At 56.5% G+C, this 17,396-nt stretch carries 14 protein-coding genes; 6 read left to right on the top strand and 8 right to left on the bottom strand.

Translation table 11 applies throughout. The features are described from left to right. The first annotated feature begins 465 nt into the window (after positions 1-465). Positions 466-1,464, top strand: a complete 999-nt coding sequence (gap, locus tag PGR23_RS04820) for a type I glyceraldehyde-3-phosphate dehydrogenase (protein ID WP_045393926.1) — start codon at positions 466-468, stop codon at positions 1,462-1,464. A gap of 41 nt (positions 1,465-1,505) precedes the next feature. Here gap and PGR23_RS04815 read toward each other — a convergent pair whose 3' ends face one another. The 7 genes from PGR23_RS04815 to PGR23_RS04785 all read right to left on the bottom strand — a co-directional run bounded on the left by PGR23_RS04815 (position 1,506) and on the right by PGR23_RS04785 (position 9,927). Continuing rightward, a complete protein-coding gene (locus PGR23_RS04815; protein ID WP_213797142.1) occupies positions 1,506-2,297 on the bottom strand; it encodes a YdcF family protein in 792 nt (263 codons plus the stop codon). Positions 2,298-2,407: 110 nt separating this feature from the next. After that, positions 2,408-3,844, bottom strand: coding sequence for an amino acid permease (locus PGR23_RS04810; RefSeq protein ID WP_047048834.1), 1,437 nt, complete (start codon positions 3,842-3,844; stop codon positions 2,408-2,410). A gap of 10 nt (positions 3,845-3,854) precedes the next feature. After that, positions 3,855-4,850 (bottom strand): succinylglutamate desuccinylase, encoded by a 996-nt coding sequence (gene astE / locus PGR23_RS04805; protein ID WP_045393920.1) that lies wholly within the window; start codon positions 4,848-4,850, stop codon positions 3,855-3,857. 10 nt (positions 4,851-4,860) lie between these two features. Further along, positions 4,861-6,201, bottom strand: a complete 1,341-nt coding sequence (gene astB / locus PGR23_RS04800) for an N-succinylarginine dihydrolase (protein WP_396279637.1) — start codon at positions 6,199-6,201, stop codon at positions 4,861-4,863. A gap of 22 nt (positions 6,202-6,223) precedes the next feature. Beyond that, on the bottom strand, positions 6,224-7,690 hold the full coding sequence (gene astD / locus PGR23_RS04795; protein ID WP_396279636.1) for a succinylglutamate-semialdehyde dehydrogenase: 1,467 nt from the start codon (positions 7,688-7,690) through the stop codon (positions 6,224-6,226). Further along, positions 7,681-8,703, bottom strand: coding sequence for an arginine N-succinyltransferase (gene astA, locus PGR23_RS04790; RefSeq protein ID WP_161801935.1), 1,023 nt, complete (start codon positions 8,701-8,703; stop codon positions 7,681-7,683). The genes astD and astA overlap by 10 nt, the downstream gene beginning before the upstream one ends. An 18-nt stretch (positions 8,704-8,721) precedes the next feature. After that, positions 8,722-9,927 carry a bifunctional succinylornithine transaminase/acetylornithine transaminase gene (locus PGR23_RS04785; RefSeq protein WP_396279635.1) on the bottom strand — a complete coding sequence of 402 codons (1,206 nt, stop codon included), beginning with the start codon at positions 9,925-9,927 and terminating at the stop codon, positions 8,722-8,724. A 531-nt stretch (positions 9,928-10,458) separates the two neighbouring features. On the opposite strand from PGR23_RS04785, the gene PGR23_RS04780 reads away from it, so the two are divergent. The 5 genes from PGR23_RS04780 (at position 10,459) to PGR23_RS04760 (ending at position 16,489) form a co-directional block, all read left to right on the top strand. Further along, a complete protein-coding gene (locus tag PGR23_RS04780) occupies positions 10,459-11,733 on the top strand; it encodes a Glu/Leu/Phe/Val family dehydrogenase (RefSeq protein ID WP_015366353.1) in 1,275 nt (424 codons plus the stop codon). Between the two features lie 183 nt (positions 11,734-11,916). Continuing rightward, positions 11,917-12,348 carry a MarR family winged helix-turn-helix transcriptional regulator gene (locus PGR23_RS04775; protein ID WP_045382685.1) on the top strand — a complete coding sequence of 144 codons (432 nt, stop codon included), beginning with the start codon at positions 11,917-11,919 and terminating at the stop codon, positions 12,346-12,348. Continuing rightward, on the top strand, positions 12,348-14,000 hold the full coding sequence (locus PGR23_RS04770; RefSeq protein WP_059355880.1) for an MFS transporter: 1,653 nt from the start codon (positions 12,348-12,350) through the stop codon (positions 13,998-14,000). The genes PGR23_RS04775 and PGR23_RS04770 overlap by 1 nt, the downstream gene beginning before the upstream one ends. A gap of 27 nt (positions 14,001-14,027) precedes the next feature. Further along, the gene (locus PGR23_RS04765; RefSeq protein WP_020078647.1) at positions 14,028-15,113 is read left to right on the top strand and encodes an HlyD family secretion protein; all 1,086 of its coding nucleotides are present in this window, start codon (positions 14,028-14,030) and stop codon (positions 15,111-15,113) included. Next, on the top strand, positions 15,110-16,489 hold the full coding sequence (locus tag PGR23_RS04760; protein ID WP_396279634.1) for an efflux transporter outer membrane subunit: 1,380 nt from the start codon (positions 15,110-15,112) through the stop codon (positions 16,487-16,489). The genes PGR23_RS04765 and PGR23_RS04760 overlap by 4 nt, the downstream gene beginning before the upstream one ends. 125 nt (positions 16,490-16,614) lie before the next feature. Here PGR23_RS04760 and PGR23_RS04755 read toward each other — a convergent pair whose 3' ends face one another. Further along, the gene (locus PGR23_RS04755) at positions 16,615-17,379 is read right to left on the bottom strand and encodes a hypothetical protein (RefSeq protein ID WP_396279633.1); all 765 of its coding nucleotides are present in this window, start codon (positions 17,377-17,379) and stop codon (positions 16,615-16,617) included. Between the last annotated feature and the right edge of the window lie 17 nt (positions 17,380-17,396).

The following is a 17,396-nucleotide window of genomic DNA, read 5'->3' as shown; positions in this document are numbered from 1 at the left end:
TTAGGGTACCGAGTGAAGACATTGATTATCGTGATGTATGGCGCAAACTTATAACGCAGAGTGAATTAAGTATCCCGAAACATTTTAGGTTATCCACAAAACGGGTCAGTATCAGATCGCATAGTTTGTGGATAACTCGCCTCAGACCGCGTCAGCTCTACCCTCACGCCATATGTTCATTATTCAACCACATACGCGTGCATGCAGGATGGACGCCTGCCTAAATACCGTAACGACATGTAGGTAATGTTTACCATTTAACGCCGCATGATGAAGCAGGCAGGGTTATACTTCCTTCGCACCATCTCGCTCCACGTGACAGTGACCGAAGACGCTTAAGGTAGATAACTTAGCCATTGGAACACCGCGGTGAATAGCTAAGTCAATGAAAGGAAGAGATATTTCCTTCCCCACTCTATCTGAAGATAGTTTTAATGTATCAACTTCACCACCAGGAGAGTACCCATGAGTAAACTTGGTATTAATGGATTTGGTCGTATTGGACGCTTAGTACTTCGTCGTCTGTTGGAAGTAAATAGCCCGCTAGAGGTCGTAGCCATCAACGATCTCACCTCGCCGAAAGTCTTAGCCTATCTGCTTAAACATGACTCTAACTACGGCCCTTTCCCATGGAGCGTTGATTTTACAGAAGATGCGCTAATCGTTGATGGTAAGAAAATTACCGTTTATGCGGAAAAAGAGGCCCAGCATATTCCGTGGAAAGCCGCGGGCGCAGAGGTGATTGTTGAATGTACCGGCTTCTATACGTCGGCTGAAAAATCGCAGGCGCACCTGACCGCCGGCGCGAAGAAAGTGCTGATTTCCGCCCCTGCCGGCGAGATGAAAACCATCGTTTATCACGTCAATGACGACACCATGAGCCCGGATGACACCATTATTTCGGTTGCATCCTGCACCACTAACTGTCTGGCGCCAATGGCTAAAGTGCTGAACGATGCTTTCGGCATTACCGTGGGCACCATGACCACTATTCACGCTTATACCGGTACGCAATCGCTGGTCGACGGACCCCGTGGCAAAGACCTGCGCGCCTCGCGAGCGGCGGCGGAGAACGTTATACCCCACACCACCGGCGCGGCAAAAGCCATCGGTCTGGTGATCCCGGAACTCAGTGGGAAACTGAAAGGTCACGCCCAGCGCGTGCCGACTAAAACCGGCTCAGTCACTGAGCTTGTGTCCGTGCTGGCGAAGAAAGTCACCGCGGAAGAGGTTAATCAGGCCATGAAAAATGCGGCGGCGAACAACGAGTCTTTTGGCTACACCGAAGAAGAAATTGTCTCCTCCGACATTATCGGCAGCCATTTCGGCTCAATCTATGATGCGACCCAGCTGGAGATCGTAGAGGCCGGCGGCGTACAGCTAGTGAAAACCGTGGCCTGGTACGATAACGAGTACGGTTTTGTCACCCAGCTTGTCCGCGTGCTGGATAAATTCGCGAAGTAATCCCAGAATCTGCGGATAGCTGCGGCTATCCGCCTTTCTCCCTACCCCAGCGTTCTGGCGTTCAGCGCCTGGCTCAATAGCGTATCTGCACGCAAGCATTGCCACGCCGCGCTAACATCGCGTGGGAAATCGACATGGGCAATAAAATCTTTACCGTTGGGGCCATAACCCTGCGGGTTATCCAGCAAACGCGGCAGCTCGCCAAGCAGCAGTTCCAGATAACGCCCCACCGGCCACAGTCCACTATCATCTCCGCTGAATCTCAGGCCAGTAGCGCTATTTTCGAGCCGCGGCGAACAACCGGGGTAGCTCCACCAGTGCGGCGGCGCCGGAGCATCCTGCCAGACGCGGGCAAACGTCGCCATCGTCCGACGCTGCATGGTCGGATCCTGAATCACCACGCCCGAGGTATGATCCAGCCCACGCTCTTCCAGTAACCGGCGGGTAAACCACGCGTTTTCGCCGCAGTTGGTTGAACGGTCTTCCACCACAATGCGATCGCGCGGTATTTGCCAGAAACGTTCGGCGATATCCGCCAGGATATGTGATTCCGGACGCCCCTCTACCTGCAGCGCCTGATAGTGCGGATGCTTTCGTACAGCGTCATATAAAAAGGTCGTCGAATGACCAATACCGCCGCTTATCAGCAACGGGACCTGCGCCTGCGCCGCCAGGTGACAGGCGGCATCAATCGTCGGGATCACCGCATTGCCGGCCAGCACGACAATTTTCGGCTGTGACTCCTGCGGTAAATCATCCTGCGCCAACCAGGCGCCAATCTGATTGGCCGCCGCTAACGTCTCGAGCGAAAGCGCCGGGAAATGCTCTGTCATACCCTTTCCTTCTTTTGTCCTGGTCCAACGATGGAGTGCCGGGCGACATCATAAACCGCGCTAAGGCGAAAAGGAAAATCCGGCAGCCACGCTTAAGCTGCCGGGTATCATCAGGCGCTGACATTATCCAAAGCCAGTTGCCCTTCGCGCTTCTGTTTCACTTTCCAGAAGCACCATAGCGCGATAAACCACACCGGCGAGGCCATCAGCGCCAGCAGCGTATCCGGGTCGAAAATCATAATGAAGATCGAGAAGGCGAAAAACAGCAGGCTCAGCCAGCACATCACCACTCCCGCCGGCATTTTGAATTTCGACTGCGCGTGCAGGTCCGGGCGTTTATGACGATACACCAGATATGCCACGAGGATCATACCCCAGCTGAAAACCACCATGATCGCCGCCAGCGTCGACACAATGGTAAATAACGTCATCACGTTTGGCACCAGGAACAGCAGTAACGTGCCGCTTAGCATGCAGAAGCAGGAGAACAGCAGGCTACGTACCGGAATGCGGGTATTACGCGACAGAATACGGAACTGCCAGTGCGCATGTTTTTCCACCGACAGGCCGTAGAGCATGCGGGTACTGGAGTAAACGCCGCTGTTCGCCGACGACATGGCCGACGTCAAGGCGACAAAGTTAATTACCGCGGCGGCGGCAGGCAGCCCGGCCTTGGCGAACAGGGTCACGAACGGACTGGCATCCGGCGAGACGCCCGGCCATGAAGCCACGGCAATAATCACCACCATCGACAGCAGATAGAAAATAATGATGCGCAGCGGCAGCGCGTTAATCGCCTTCGGCAGGATGCGCTCAGGATCGCGTGTTTCCGCCGTCATGGTGCCGAGCAGCTCAATACCGGTGAAGGAGAAAATCGCTATCTGGAAACCGGCGAAGAAACCGGTCACGCCGTGGGGCATAAAGGCCGTCGGGTCGGTAATATGGCCTAAAGAAGCCTTCACGCCATCCGGCGAAGTCCAGCCAATAGCAATCATCCACGCGCCGGTCAAAATCAGCGCGATGATGGTGATAACTTTAATCAGCGCAAACCAGAACTCGGCCTCGCCGAACATCTTTACCGACAACAGATTAAACAAGAACAGGATCCCAAGCGTACTCAGCGCGGGCATCCACGCCGACATCTCCGGGAACCAGTACTGCATATAGCTGCCGCAAACCACCACGTCGGCGATACAGGTCACCACCCAGCTAAGCCAGTAGGTCCAGCCCAGATAGAAGCTGGCCTGCGGGCCGAGATAATCGCCGACGAAATCCGCAAACGAACGATAATCCAGGCGGGTCAGCAACAGCTCCCCCATCGCCCGCATCACCATATAGGTAAAGAAACCTACCAGTAGATAAATAAGCAGAATGGACGTTCCGGCGACGGCGATGTTTCTGCCCGCCCCCATAAACAGTCCGGTGCCGATAGCGCCGCCCAGCGCAATCATCTGAATGTGCCGGGCGCCAAGGCCGCGTTTGAGCTGCGACGGGCACTCCCCGTCGGCGGCAGGATGAACCTGCCCCTCACGTTGATGTTCAGTCATGTTGATTCCTTCAAGCAGGCATGGAAAGGCTTGGCGCGGTAGCGGTCAACAGCAGCCCGGCGCGTTGACCGGCGGCGACGCCCGCATTCGGAAACAGGATGTAGGGGGCGTCGGCATTGACCACCCAGGTTTTCTGCGCTTGACGGGCGATTTCATAGCCTGCCGGCAGCGCGGTAAAGTTTTCAATTTTCGGGTCGAGATTAAGGGTGAAACCGTTCTCGCTCTTGATGATGCTCTGCTGCACCACAAAGTATTCGACCGGCGCTTTGCTGCGCGGCGGCATGATGCCATCGGCGATCAGCGCACCGATGGCCAGTTCGGTGGCGGCAAACAAGCGCAGATCATTTTCACCGAATGGCATCACCTTCCCCAGTTCCAGCGTGGCGCTTTGCGCGCCAAACTTCTCGCTGGTGAAGTGGGTAAAGGTGCCGCCCGGTTCGGTATGGCGCACGATGGCGTCCATACCGCTGGCCTGTAACAGCTGATAAAAATCCGCGCCGTAGTCGCCATCATGAGCGGGCAGCAGCGCAAACTGCCGATATTTCGACCCGCGAATGGCGGTATGCAGATCGAGATGCGTGCGCGGCACCTTGCCGTGGACATCGGCGCTACGGAAGAAGGCCTGTACGGCCATCTCCAGTTCAAAAGCGCGCCGCGATTCGTTACCGGGCATCGCCGCCAGATGGCGACCGCCAAACAGCCGGTTGAGATCGTTATGCAGATAGCGACGGCCGGCGCGAATGGCGGGCAGATTGCCGAACACCACCAGTAGCGCGTGGGTCAGCGGCTGTTCGCCATGGCTTAACCCCTGCAGGATCTGCAGCAACATTTCAATCGGCGCGGTTTCGTTACCGTGCACCCCGGCGGAAAGCACCGTCGCCTGTCGCCAGGGCGTTTTTGGCAGCAGTTGCAGAATGCCATCGCCTAACCAACTGGCTTCGATAGTCGGCGGAAAGGTCCATGTCTGCAGTTTACAATGCAGTAAATCGTTGACGTTTTGTTCCATTCCCGGCCCCTTATCGCTGGAAGTCATAAATCGCACCCAGATGTAAAATCTGCGTCAGCTCGTCCAGCGCCTGATAAACCTCGCGCAGTAGCTGCGGGTCGGCGAGATCGCTGGCATGCAGGCGGTCGCGATAATGCTTTTCAACCCACGCGGTCAGCTGCCGGTAGCGTTCGTCATTCATCAGGCTGTGAGCGTTGACCGCCGCGCGCTCAGCATCGTTAAGCACCACCCGCAGACGTAAACAGGCCGGGCCGCCGCCGTTGCGCATGCTTTCACGTAGATCGAATGCCGCCACTTCATCGATAGGCGATGCGCTATCGGCGGCGAGAGCGGAGAGATAACGCCAGACGTTTTCACGCTGACGACACTCTTCCGGCACCACGATCAGCATTTTGCCATCGGTTTTGCTCAGTAACTGGCTGTTGAACAGATAAGAGGCCACCGCGTCATCGAGGCTAACCTGCTCGTCCGGCACTTCAACGCTGGTAAATGGAATATTCAGACTGGCGTTTCTCTCCTTCAGCGTCGCCAGCACCTCCTGCTGTTGCAGGAAGGCGTGTTGATGATGGAACAGTACGTGACGGTTGCTGACGGCGATAACATCATTGTGGAATACGCCATGGTCGATAGCCTGCGGATTTTGCTGAGCGAATACGGTGTACTGCGGGTCGAGCTGATGCAGACGCGCCACCGCTTCGCAGGCCTCCAGCGTCTGGCGTGCGGGGTATTTTGCTGGCGTAACACCGCCGCTGGCGCGCTTACCGTAGACAAAAAACTGCACGCCCTGGCGGTCATAATGCCCGCAGAAACGGTTATGGTTAGCGGCCCCTTCATCACCTAAATCGCCATGCTGCGGCAGTGCCGCGTGATGCGCAAAGTAGCGCTCATCGGCGAAGGTCGCCCTGAGGATGGCCGAGGTGATCGGCGCTTCCTGCATGCGGTGCAGCTTATTGTTGAGGTTCGCCACCGTAAAATGCACTTTTCTATCAGCGCTATCGGCCGACGGCGACACGGTGGCGGCGTTGGCGGTCCACATCGAGGAAGCGGAGCTAAAAGCCGATAATAACTGCGGGGCCTCTTTGGCCGCACGCTGGATCACCTGCTCATCGCTGCCCTGAAAACCAATGCTGCGCAGCATCGTCATATTTGGCCGCGGCTGCGGCGGCAGAATGCCCTGTACAAAGCCACGATCGGCCAGGGTCTTCATCTTATAAAGTCCCTGCAGCGCCGCCTTCTTCGGGTTAGATAAACCGTCACGGTTGTTTTGTGACGCTTCGTTGCCTACCGACAACCCGGCGTAGTGGTGCGTTGGCCCCACCAGGCCGTCAAAATTCGCTTCAAATCCAGACATAGTGTCCTCACAAAAACGGTTATCAGAATGGCAGACCTGGCGACGTCGTCGCCGGAAGCGTCAGCGTTTCGCTGACCAGAGAAGCCATCGGCCAGGCGCAATAATCGGCGGCATACCACGCCGAGGCGCGATGGTTGCCGGAGGCGCCGACACCGCCGAATGGCGCTTTGCTGGAGGCCCCGGTGAGCGGTTTGTTCCAGTTAACGATCCCGGCGCGCGCTTCGTCGGCCAGCTTGTCGAACAGCGCCGGGTCGGCGGAAATAAGCCCGACCGCCAGACCGTAGCGGGTGTTATTAGCAATCGCGATCGCCTCATCGAACCGGTCGTATCGAATCACGGTAAGCAGCGGGCCGAAGTACTCTTCATCCGGCACCGCAATCCCGGTAACGTCGATAATCCCCGGCGTTAACACGGTAGAGTGAGGATCTGGCTGGCTCATGCGCAGCAGCACTTTGCCGCCCAGCGCTTCCAGCTTCGCCTGCGCCGCCAGCATACCCTGCGCGGCGGTTTGCGAAATCACCCCGCCCATAAACGGCTGCGGTTCGGCGTCCCATTTACCGGCGCGGATCTGCCGGCTGGCATCAATCAGTTGTTCGACTAGCGCATCGCCCTGTTCGCCGCGCGGTACCAGTAAACGACGCGCGCAGGTGCAGCGCTGCCCGGCGGAGATAAAGGCCGATTGAATAATCACGTTCAGCGCCGCAACGCTATCGGTAACGTCGGCCACGATCAGCGAGTTATTGCCGCCCATTTCAAGCGCCAACATTTTCTCCGGCTGACCGCCGAGGTAACGGTGGAAGTGGAAGCCAGCGGCGGCGCTACCGGTAAACAGCACGCCGTCGATATCGCGATTTTCCAGCAGCGCCTGGCCGGTATCTTTCGCCCCCTGCACCAGGTTTAGCACCCCATCCGGGATCCCAGCCTGCTGCCATAGCTGAACGGTGAGTTCCGCGGTCGCCGGCGTCAATTCGCTCGGTTTAAATACCACGGTGTTACCGGCGATCAGCGCCGGGATAATATGGCCGTTCGGCAGATGCCCCGGGAAGTTGTAAGGGCCAAACACCGCCATCACGCCGTGCGGCTTATGGCGCAGCAGCGCTTTGCCATCCGGCATAGCGGACTCGCGATAACCGGTGCGTTCGGCGTAGGCATCAATGGAAATCCCGGCTTTGCCGATCATCGCCTGTACTTCAGTGCGGGTTTCCCACAGCGGCTTGCTGGTTTCACGGGAAATTAACGTCGCCAGCGCCTCTTTATTCTCTTCCAGCAGCGCCGCGAAACGCTGAACCACGGCAATGCGTTCGCTTAATGGACGATGCGACCAGCCATAAAACGCCTCGCGCGCGGCGGCGCAGGCGGCCTGCACGTCGGCCGCGCCCGCACTTTGCGCCTGCCATAAAACGGACTGGTCTTCCGGCGCCAGCTTAGTTAACGGCGCGCCTGCGCCCTGCTGCCACTTACCTGCTATAAACTGTGCATTTACCGCCATGATCTGTTTTCCTCTGGATTGAGTGTCACCGCGTGAACCCGGTCGGTGGCATTGACCTGCAGGGCGTCCAGCGCCTGCTGATCGAGCGCTCCCGGCGTCTCTTGCGCGATGAGCACCGCGCGGAAATTATCAAACTGTCCGTTGGCGACGATGGTTGGCGTCGCCTGCGGCGTCATGAGTTGCAGCGCCGGCAGCGAATAGCTCTCTCTGATAGCGCGAATATTATCGGTTTCAGCTTCCAGTACCGGGCCGGCATCGAAGATGTCGACGGACCCGCGCCAGCTAAACCCTTCTTTTTCGAGAATAGCCCGCGCCGGCGCGGTGTTAGCATGAACCTGGCCTATCACCTCGCGGGCATCATCCGGCAGCAGCGAGATGTAAATCGGGTAAGCTGGCATCAGTTCGGCGATAAAGGTTTTCATCCCTGTACCGGTGAGGCGATCGGCATCGGCGAAAGGAATGTCGAAAAAGTGGTGCCCCAACGCATCCCAGAATGGCGAATTACCCTGCTCGTCGCTGCGCCCGCGCAGCTCGGCAAACAGATGAGGCGAAAACCACTCGCGGAACGCGGCAATAAAGACAAACCGCGCTTTGGAGAGCAGCAGGCCGTTGCGGTTCTTCTGGTACTCCGGGTCCAGAAACAGGGTACAGAGTTCGCTATGGCCGGTATGGTCGTAGCTTAAATTGAGCAATTCCTGATGCTTGTATACCCCAAGCTCTTTAGATGCCCGTACCGTCTTTTGAATACGAAAATTGTAGAACGGTTCGTCGAGCCCCACCGCGACCTCAATGGCGCTGACGCCGACAACCCGGCTCAGTTCGGTATCTTCCAGAACAAACAGAAACCCCTGTTCGCCGCGCGTCAGCTTGCCGGCAAAGGTTTCTACGCTGCGTTTGATCCGTGCGGCGAGGCGCACGGCATCATTGGGCAGCGATGTCATTCCCACGCCCGCCCGGGAGGCCAGGCGGACAATATCATCAAGGTCGTTTTCCCGTACGGGACGAAATAACATCATAGGCCGTCTCCCGGATTAGCTGGTTAAGCGGGCGACGGCGCGCTCAAGGCGCACGAAGGCTTCATCAATATCCGCCAGGGGAATATTGAGCGCCGGGGCGAAACGCAGTACGTCCGGCCCGGCTATCAGCGCGATCAGCCCCTCTTCCGCCGCCAGATTGGTCAGCGCTTTGGCTTTGCCGCGCAGATGGCTAGCCAGTTCGGCGCCAATCAGCAGCCCCATCCCACGCACGTCGCTAAAGACATCATATTTGGCGTTCAGCGCATTGAGTTTATCGACGATAAGGGTATGGCGTTCGCCCACGCCCGCCAGCAGCGCGCTATCCATTTGCGCCAGCACGCTATTAGCGACGGTCGCCGCCAGCGGGTTGCCGCCGAAAGTCGTGCCGTGAGTACCGGGCTGGAACACCTGCGCCCAGGCCTCTTTCGCCAGCATCGCGCCAATTGGGAAGCCGCCGCCCAGCCCTTTCGCGCTGGTGAGAATATCCGGAACCACGTTGTAATGCTGGTAAGCATACAGTTGGCCCGTACGCCCGGCGCCGGTCTGCACTTCATCAAAAATCAGCGTTGCTTCATGCTCATCGCACAGCTCGCGCAGCGCCTGCAGGAATTGCGGATCCGCCGGCATGACGCCGCCTTCGCCGATAATCGGTTCGACGATGACCGCGCAGGTGCGGGAAGAGAACGCCGCTTTCACCGCGTCGATGTCGTTATACGGCAGATGGGTGATGTCCTGCGGTAATGGCGCATAGTCGCTGGAATACTTCGGCTGTCCTCCCACGGTGACGGTAAACAGAGTGCGCCCATGGAAAGAGTTCTTGAAGGCGATGATTTCGCTCTTGTCGGCGCCGAATTTGTCGTGCGCATACTTGCGCGCCAGCTTCAGCGCGGCTTCGTTGGCTTCAGCGCCGGAGTTACAGAAGAAAATTTTATCGGCGAAGGTCGACTCCACCAGCGTTTTCGCCAGCTGCAGCACCGGTTCGTTGGTATAGCCGTTGCCGATATGCCACAGCTTATCCAGCTGCGCTTTCAACGCGTTAGCCAGCGCCGGATTCGCATGACCCAGCGCGTTAACCGCAATGCCGCCAGCCACGTCAATGTACTCTTTGCCCCGCTGGTCCCAGACGCGGGAGCCCGCTGCTTTCACCGGGATAAACGGCGCGGGAGCGAAACACGGAACCATATAAGCATCAAAATCTTCGCGAGTGATACTGCCTGACATAACAATTCTCCGGAACGAGGATCGGCGGCATAAATTGGCCAATCGTGAATAGTCGAATTTAACAATTTCCCTTTAGCCGTTTTCAGGGCGCACACGTCCCGCTGCGATGACAAATATTTTCACCACAACTGAAATAAGCCATTTTATTTGTATGGGTATATGTTAATTCACGGTTAATACCTTGTGTATTGCGTGAGCTAATGCTGGGCCCTGACGCGCAACAAAGTCAATACAACCACGAATCATTTTATTCACTTTTAGAGGATCATCAAGATAATGAAAAATATGAAAAAATTATTTCAGTATTCACTTATCTGCATAAAATATGCATATTGATGCATGACATGCAGGCGCCAGAGTGTGCTTATTTATTCAAATGCAACCCCAAAAAACTAACAAAAATGTAAAATTCGGAATAGCCGTCAAATACTGGTTTATAAAATTGGTGATAACATTCATCACACAGATTTTACTGCTGTACCTATTCCACGGTTTTACACGACACAAATAACATTGAGATACAGGACTCTTATGGAAAAGTTATCTTACGCATCTGAAAGTAGTACATCTCCATGGACCACTTACCTGCGCCAGATCGACCGCGTCGCGCCGTATCTGGGCGACCTCGCCTACTGGGTGGAAACCCTGCGCCACCCGAAACGCGCGCTGATCGTTGATATTCCAGTGCAGATGGATGATGGCACCATCCGCCATTTCGAAGGCTATCGCGTACAGCACAATCTATCGCGTGGACCGGGTAAAGGTGGTGTTCGCTACCATCCGGATGTCGATCTTAACGAGGTAATGGCGCTTTCTGCCTGGATGACCATCAAGTGCGCCGCGGTCAATATTCCTTACGGCGGAGCCAAAGGCGGCATCCGCGTCGACCCGTTCTCACTGTCTGAAGGCGAGCTGGAACGTCTGACCCGTCGCTATACCAGCGAAATCGGCATTATCATTGGACCACAGAAAGATATTCCGGCGCCGGACGTAGGCACCAACGGTAAAGTGATGGCGTGGATGATGGACACCTACTCCATGAACCACGGCACCACTATCACCGGCGTGGTTACCGGTAAGCCGATTCATCTCGGCGGTTCGCTGGGGCGTGAAAAAGCTACCGGCCGCGGCGTCTTCGTCACCGGTCGTGAAGTGGCTCGTCGTAACGGTATCGAAATCGAAGGCGCGAAAGTCGCGCTGCAAGGTTTTGGTAACGTCGGCAGCGAAGCCGCTCGTCTGTTCGCCGACGTTGGCGCGCGTATTGTCGTGATCCAGGATCACACCGCGACCCTGTTCAACGAAGGCGGCATCGACATGCAGGCGCTGACCGCATGGCAGGCCGAGAACAAGAAGATCGCCGGCTTCCCGGGCGCGCGTGAAATCGCTAAAGAAGATTTCTGGACCACCGAGATGGATATCCTGATTCCGGCAGCGCTGGAAGGCCAAATCACCCGTGAGCGCGCGGAAAAAATCAGCTGTAAGCTGATCCTCGAAGGCGCCAACGGCCCGACCTATCCGGACGCCGACGACGTGCTCGCCGACCGCGGAGTGATCGTGGTTCCGGACGTTATCTGTAACGCCGGCGGCGTGACCGTCAGCTACTTCGAATGGGTTCAGGATATGGCGAGCTTCTTCTGGAGTGAAGAAGAGATCAACGCCAAGATGGACCGCATCATGACCGATGCTATCGTTCACGTCTGCGATAAAGCCGCCGAGAAAGCCTGTTCTCTGCGTACCGCGGCCTATATCGTCGCCTGTGAGCGCATCCTGCTGGCGCGTAAAGATCGCGGCATCTATCCGGGCTAATGTCCAGGTAATCCAGATACGAAACCCGGGATCGCCCGGGTTTTTTATTTTTTCTCCACGTGTCAGCCGGCCTTTTCCACAAAAAACGCACATTGCGTTAACCTATTTTTATCTTCGTGACTTGAAATCGGTAAATTGCCGCGCCTAAAATCATTAGAGCTCTAATGAATTTGCAGGCGGAACATGGATAACCGACAGCTTAACTTTTCCCATCTCTTATACTTAACCGCGCATCACTGGCGGCTGGCGGTTAACCGGCGGTTGAAAAATCTTGGCATGAGCCAGGCGTCATGGGTGGCGGTCTCAGCCATTGCCCGCAACGAGCAGCCCCTCTCGCAAAGCGAACTGGCGCAGGAGCTCGGTGTTGAAAGCGCCACCATCGTCCCGCTCATTAACCGTCTGGTCGAACTTGAACTGGTGGAGCGCGTTAAACCTGACAGCGATAAACGTAAGCGTCTGCTGGTCGCCACTGCAAAAGGGATGGCGCTTTTCCATCAGGTGAAAGCGGTCGCCGACGACCTGCGCGAGGAGATCCTCACCGCCATCACTGCGGAAGAGCGTGAGCAAACCCACCGGGTACTGGAAAAGCTGCTGCACGAGGTGGAAAAGAAATAATGCCTCGTCGCGAAGCTAATCCTTATGTGCCCCACGACTGGGCGCCGCATGAAAAGCCGGCGATGCTCGGTTCGCCGTCGACGCCAATCCACAGTACGCCGAAACGCGTCGCTTACGGTATCGTCGGGCTGTTGGTGTGTCTGACCGGCGCGCTGGGTAATGCCGTCGTTACCGCCAACCTGCAGCTGCTGCAGGGCACTTTTGCCGCCTGGTCTACGGAAATTGCGTGGCTGCCGGCGGTCTACGTGATGACTAACGTTTCTATCAACCTGCTGCTGGTGAAATTTCGCCAGCAGTTTGGCCTGCGCGCCTTTACTGAAGGCTTCCTGGTACTGTATGTACTGGTCACTTTCTTCCACCTGTTCGTCAACGACCTCAGCTCGGCAATGATGGTGCGCGCGGCGCACGGCATGGTGGCAGCGGCGCTGAGTTCTCTGGGGATTTACTATCAGGTACAGGCCTGGCCGGCGCGCCACCGTCTGAAGGCGTTGACCATTGGGATCACCGGATCGTCGCTGGCAATCCCACTGGCGCGTCTGTTTTCGACTGAACTGCTGCAGATTGACGAATGGCGCGGGCTCTACTTCTTTGAGCTCGGGCTGGCGCTGGTGTCGCTGGCCTGCGTCATCGCGCTGAAACTGCCGCCAAGCGACCGCAAAAAGGTGTTTGAGAAGAAGGATTTTATTACCTTCTTCCTGCTGGCTCCCGGCATGGCTTTGGTCTGCGCGGTGCTGTCGCTGGGCCGGCTGGACTGGTGGTTTGAGGCGCCGTGGCTTGGCTGGTCGCTGGCGGGGGCGGTGGTGCTGATCGTTTCGGCTATCGCCTTTGAACATAATCGAACGAATCCGCTGCTTAACACCAAATGGCTTTCCAGCGGCAGTATCATTCGTCTGGGGCTGATTATGCTGCTGATTCGTATCGTACTGGCGGAACAGAATACCGGGGTCATCGGCTGGCTGCAGTACGTCGGCTTGCAAAACGAGCAGATGACTAACCTGGCGTGGTCGATTTTCGCCGGTATCGTCTGCGGTATCGTCGCCAGTTGTCTGACGCTTAACCCGCAGCGCCTTTACTGGCCCACCGCGACCGCGCTGGCGTTGATCATGATTGCCTCATTGCTTGATAGTCAGTCCACTGCCCTGACCCGTCCGGAACAGTTAATGTTCAGCCAGTTTTTACTTGGTTTCGGCAGCGCCTTCTTCCTCGCGCCGGCCATGCTGGCGGGAATTGGCGGGGTGATTGCCGACCAGCGCAATCTGGTCAGCTTCTCGGTACTGTTTGGCATGAGCCAAAATATCGGTGGCCTACTCGGCTCAGCTATCCTCGGTACCTTTCAGACCTGGCGCGAAAAATTTCATTCCAGCCAGTTGGCCGATCAGATAACCACGCTGAACCCGTTGATCGCCGAGCGACTGCAGCAGTACAGCCAGATGTATCAAAGCCAAATTGGCGACAGCACGCTATTGAACGTGCAGGCTACCACGTTGCTGCAAAACGCCTCGACGCTACAGGCCAATATTCTCGCCTACAATGACACTTATCTCCTGACGGCGGCGATCTCTGCCGCAACGCTGGTGTGGATTTTCTGGCGCTTAATCAGATTGCGAATCACCGCCCGTATCGCGTTAAAACGCGCAACCGGCAACAAATAATAAGATAATTTTTACTCTGGAGTGGTTATGAGTCAGCAGGATGCGGCCAGGCAACAGGCCAATACCCGAAACAACATCCGCGTGGTGTCTATTTTTACCGCCGCGGCGATCGGCATCGTCGGTGTATTGGTTATTCTTTACGCCTGGCAGTTACCCCCTTTCACCCGGCATAGTCAGTTCACCGATAACGCTTATGTGCGCGGTCAGACGACGTTTATCAGCCCACAGGTTAACGGGTATATCACCGCGGTGAACGTCAAAGATTTTGATACCGTTCAGCCGGGACAGGTACTGTTCCAGATTGACGATCGCATCTATAAGCAGCGGGTACACCAGGCGCAGGCGACGTTGGCGATGAAACAGGCGGCGCTGAAAAACAACCAGCAGCAGCGGAAAAGCGCCGAAGCGACGATCGCCAAAAACGAGGCCGCCTTGCAAAACGCCCGCGCGCAGAATCAGAAAACTCAGGCCGATTTAAAACGCGTCCAGGAGCTTACCGCGGATGGGTCGTTATCCATTCGCGAACGCGATTCCGCGCGGGCCAGCGCGGCTCAAGGTGCTGCCGATATCGAACAGGCGAAAGCCACGCTGGAGATGTCGCGCCAGGATCTGCAGTCCACTATCGTCAATCGCGATTCGCTGGAGGCCGATGTAGCCAGCGCCAAAGCAGCGCTCGAGCTTGCCGAAATCGACCTGCAGAATACGCGGATTATCGCCCCGACGACCGGGCAACTGGGGCAAATCTCCGTACGCCTTGGCGCTTATGTCAGCGCGGGGACGCATTTGACCTCGCTGGTACCGCCTCAGCATTGGGTTATCGCCAACCTGAAAGAGACGCAGCTCGCCGAGGTGCGCGTCGGCCAGCCGGTTACCTTCTCGGTCGATGCGCTGAATAGCGAAACCTTCCACGGCAAGGTACAAAGTATTTCGCCAGCAACCGGCGTCGAATTCAGCGCGATCTCGCCGGATAACGCGACCGGCAACTTTGTCAAAATCGCCCAGCGAATTCCTGTCCGTATCGCGGTCGATGAGGGGCAGAAAAACAGCCACCGCCTGCGTCCGGGTATGTCGGTGCAGGTGACGATTGATACCCGCGCGGAGAATAAACAATGATCCGCCCGTTAACCCTTGCCGTGGCGCTGGCGCTGGTCGGTTGTCAGTCTGCCGATGTACCACGCGCGGAGCCCACGCTGGCGATCCCTGCCGCCTGGCGGGCCGATGTGGGTCCATCCAGCCCGGTAGAAGGCGTGTGGTGGCGTAATTTCCACGACAGCGCCCTTAATCAGCATGTCGATCGGGCGTTGCGCTACAACAGCGACGTCCTGATCGCCCGTGAGCGGGTTAACGAGTATCAGGCGCGTGCCTACGCTGCTAATAGCAGCATATTCCCCTCGCTTGATGCCAGCCTGACCGGTACCCGCGCTCGCGCACAGTCCGCCGCGACCGGCCTGCCCATTCACAGCACGCTGTACAAAGGGGGCCTGACCGCCAGCTATGACGTCGATATATGGGGAGCCAACCGCAGCGCCGCCAGCGCCGCCGAGGCCAGCCTTGAAGCGCAGAAAGCCGCTGCCGCCGCGGCTAATCTGACCGTGGCGACATCGGTCGCCGTCGGCTACGTCACCTTGTTGTCATTAGACGAGCAGTTGCGGGTCACCCGCCAAACGCTGAAATCGCGAGAAGATGCGTGGAATCTGGCTAAACGGCAGTATGAAACCGGCTATACCTCGCGCCTGGAGCTCATGCAGGCGGATTCAGAGCTACGCTCCACGCGGGCGCAGATCCCGCCGTTGCAACATCAAATTGCCCAGCAGGAGAACGCCCTGAGCGTGCTGTTGGGCGACAATCCCGGTACGGTGAAACGCAATGAATTCGCGCAACTTACCCCACTACGGCTGCCCTCGCAGCTGCCATCATCGCTAATGAGCCGCCGTCCTGACATTGTACAGGCTCAACGACAGCTGGTGGCCGCCGATGCCACCCTTGCCTCGTCGCAAGCGCAGTTGCTGCCATCGATTAACCTGACCGCCACCGGCAGCCTGCAGGACCGGACGCTGCCGGAACTGCTCGATAATCCGCTGCGGCTCTGGAGCATCGGCGGCAGCATTCTGGCGCCGTTACTCAACCGCCAGGCGCTAAATGCGCAGGTTGATGTCTCGATGGCCCAGCGCAATCAGGCGCTGTACGGGTATGAGAAAACGGTACGCGGCGCGTTCAAAGAGGTGAACGATAGCCTGGATGCCATCAGCCGCTACGGGGAACAGTTAACCGAGCTCAAGGAGCAGGAATCGGTCGCCGCAGAGACGTTGCGTATCGCGCAGAACCGCTATCGTAACGGCTACTCTTCTTATCTGGACGTGTTGGATGCGCAAAGAACGTTGTTCTCCACTCAATTAAGCGTGGTGCAGGTGAAAAATAATCTTCTGCTGGCGCAGATTGATTTGTACCGGGCGCTGGGAGGCGGCTGGTCTGACTCATCAGGGAGCTGAAACGCAAAGCATTCTATGCAACAACGTAGGTTGAAGTAGCCAATTTTGCCTGAGGATAAATCCCCGGACCGATGTTTCCGCATCGGTCCGGTTTAAGTACGTATTATTATTAGCCAAAATTGTCGTTATTGGTAATACGTAAACTTATAGCTCACCCTTTCGGTTTTTGACTGACTCTCGCCAAATACATCTACGCAGTTGCCTCCCCGATCCCAGGCCAGGCATCGGGATTCTCTTTTCCCTGAATAGTCAGTCTGCGTCTCACTTGATAACCAGCGCCCCTGCTCATCCCAGCGCAGCGTCGACGTGGAATCAGAAGAAGAAATACGGCTTAAGTACTTTCCTTTATAATCATAATTAAAAGATAGACTCGCTATCATTCCCCCACGAATCATTCTACTTACCATTTCATGTTGGTCGTTATAGCTATAGACGATCGAGCTCATCGCTCTCGGGGACTCAATACCGGTGATAACCCCACTGGAACTAATAATGCGCCCCAGCTTGTCGGTATCATAACGCTCGGTCATAATTAATTTAGACATTTTCCCGGAGGCACTCCGGGTGAGTCTAATCCATTCTGTAATCCACCCTTTACCTTTTTGCCAGCGGGCTTTATTTCTGAGTGTTTTTGCTTCAGTCGACGTACTACTTTTGCTTTCTCGCTCAAAAGTTCCCAACCTTCCGCACTGGGCAAAATTAATCACGGTAGAAATATTATCCGGCGACTCAATAATGCGTACCGTTTGTACATCCCCTTTAAAAGGGACTATATTCGTCAAGACATAAAAATTGGCGTCGTTGATAGATCGCTGCTTGTCGTCGCAGGGCTGCTGTTGTTCAGAAAAGAGCGGCTTGCAGGATGTCGTGGCCAGGAGAGCTATCGCCACTATTATTTTCCTGTACA

This window comes from Klebsiella sp. 141162, from assembly GCF_050600755.1.
Classification (GTDB): domain Bacteria; phylum Pseudomonadota; class Gammaproteobacteria; order Enterobacterales; family Enterobacteriaceae; genus Klebsiella; species Klebsiella aerogenes.
Note: the sequence above shows the minus strand (reverse complement) of the source record. Positions and strands in the feature narration are given on the sequence as shown.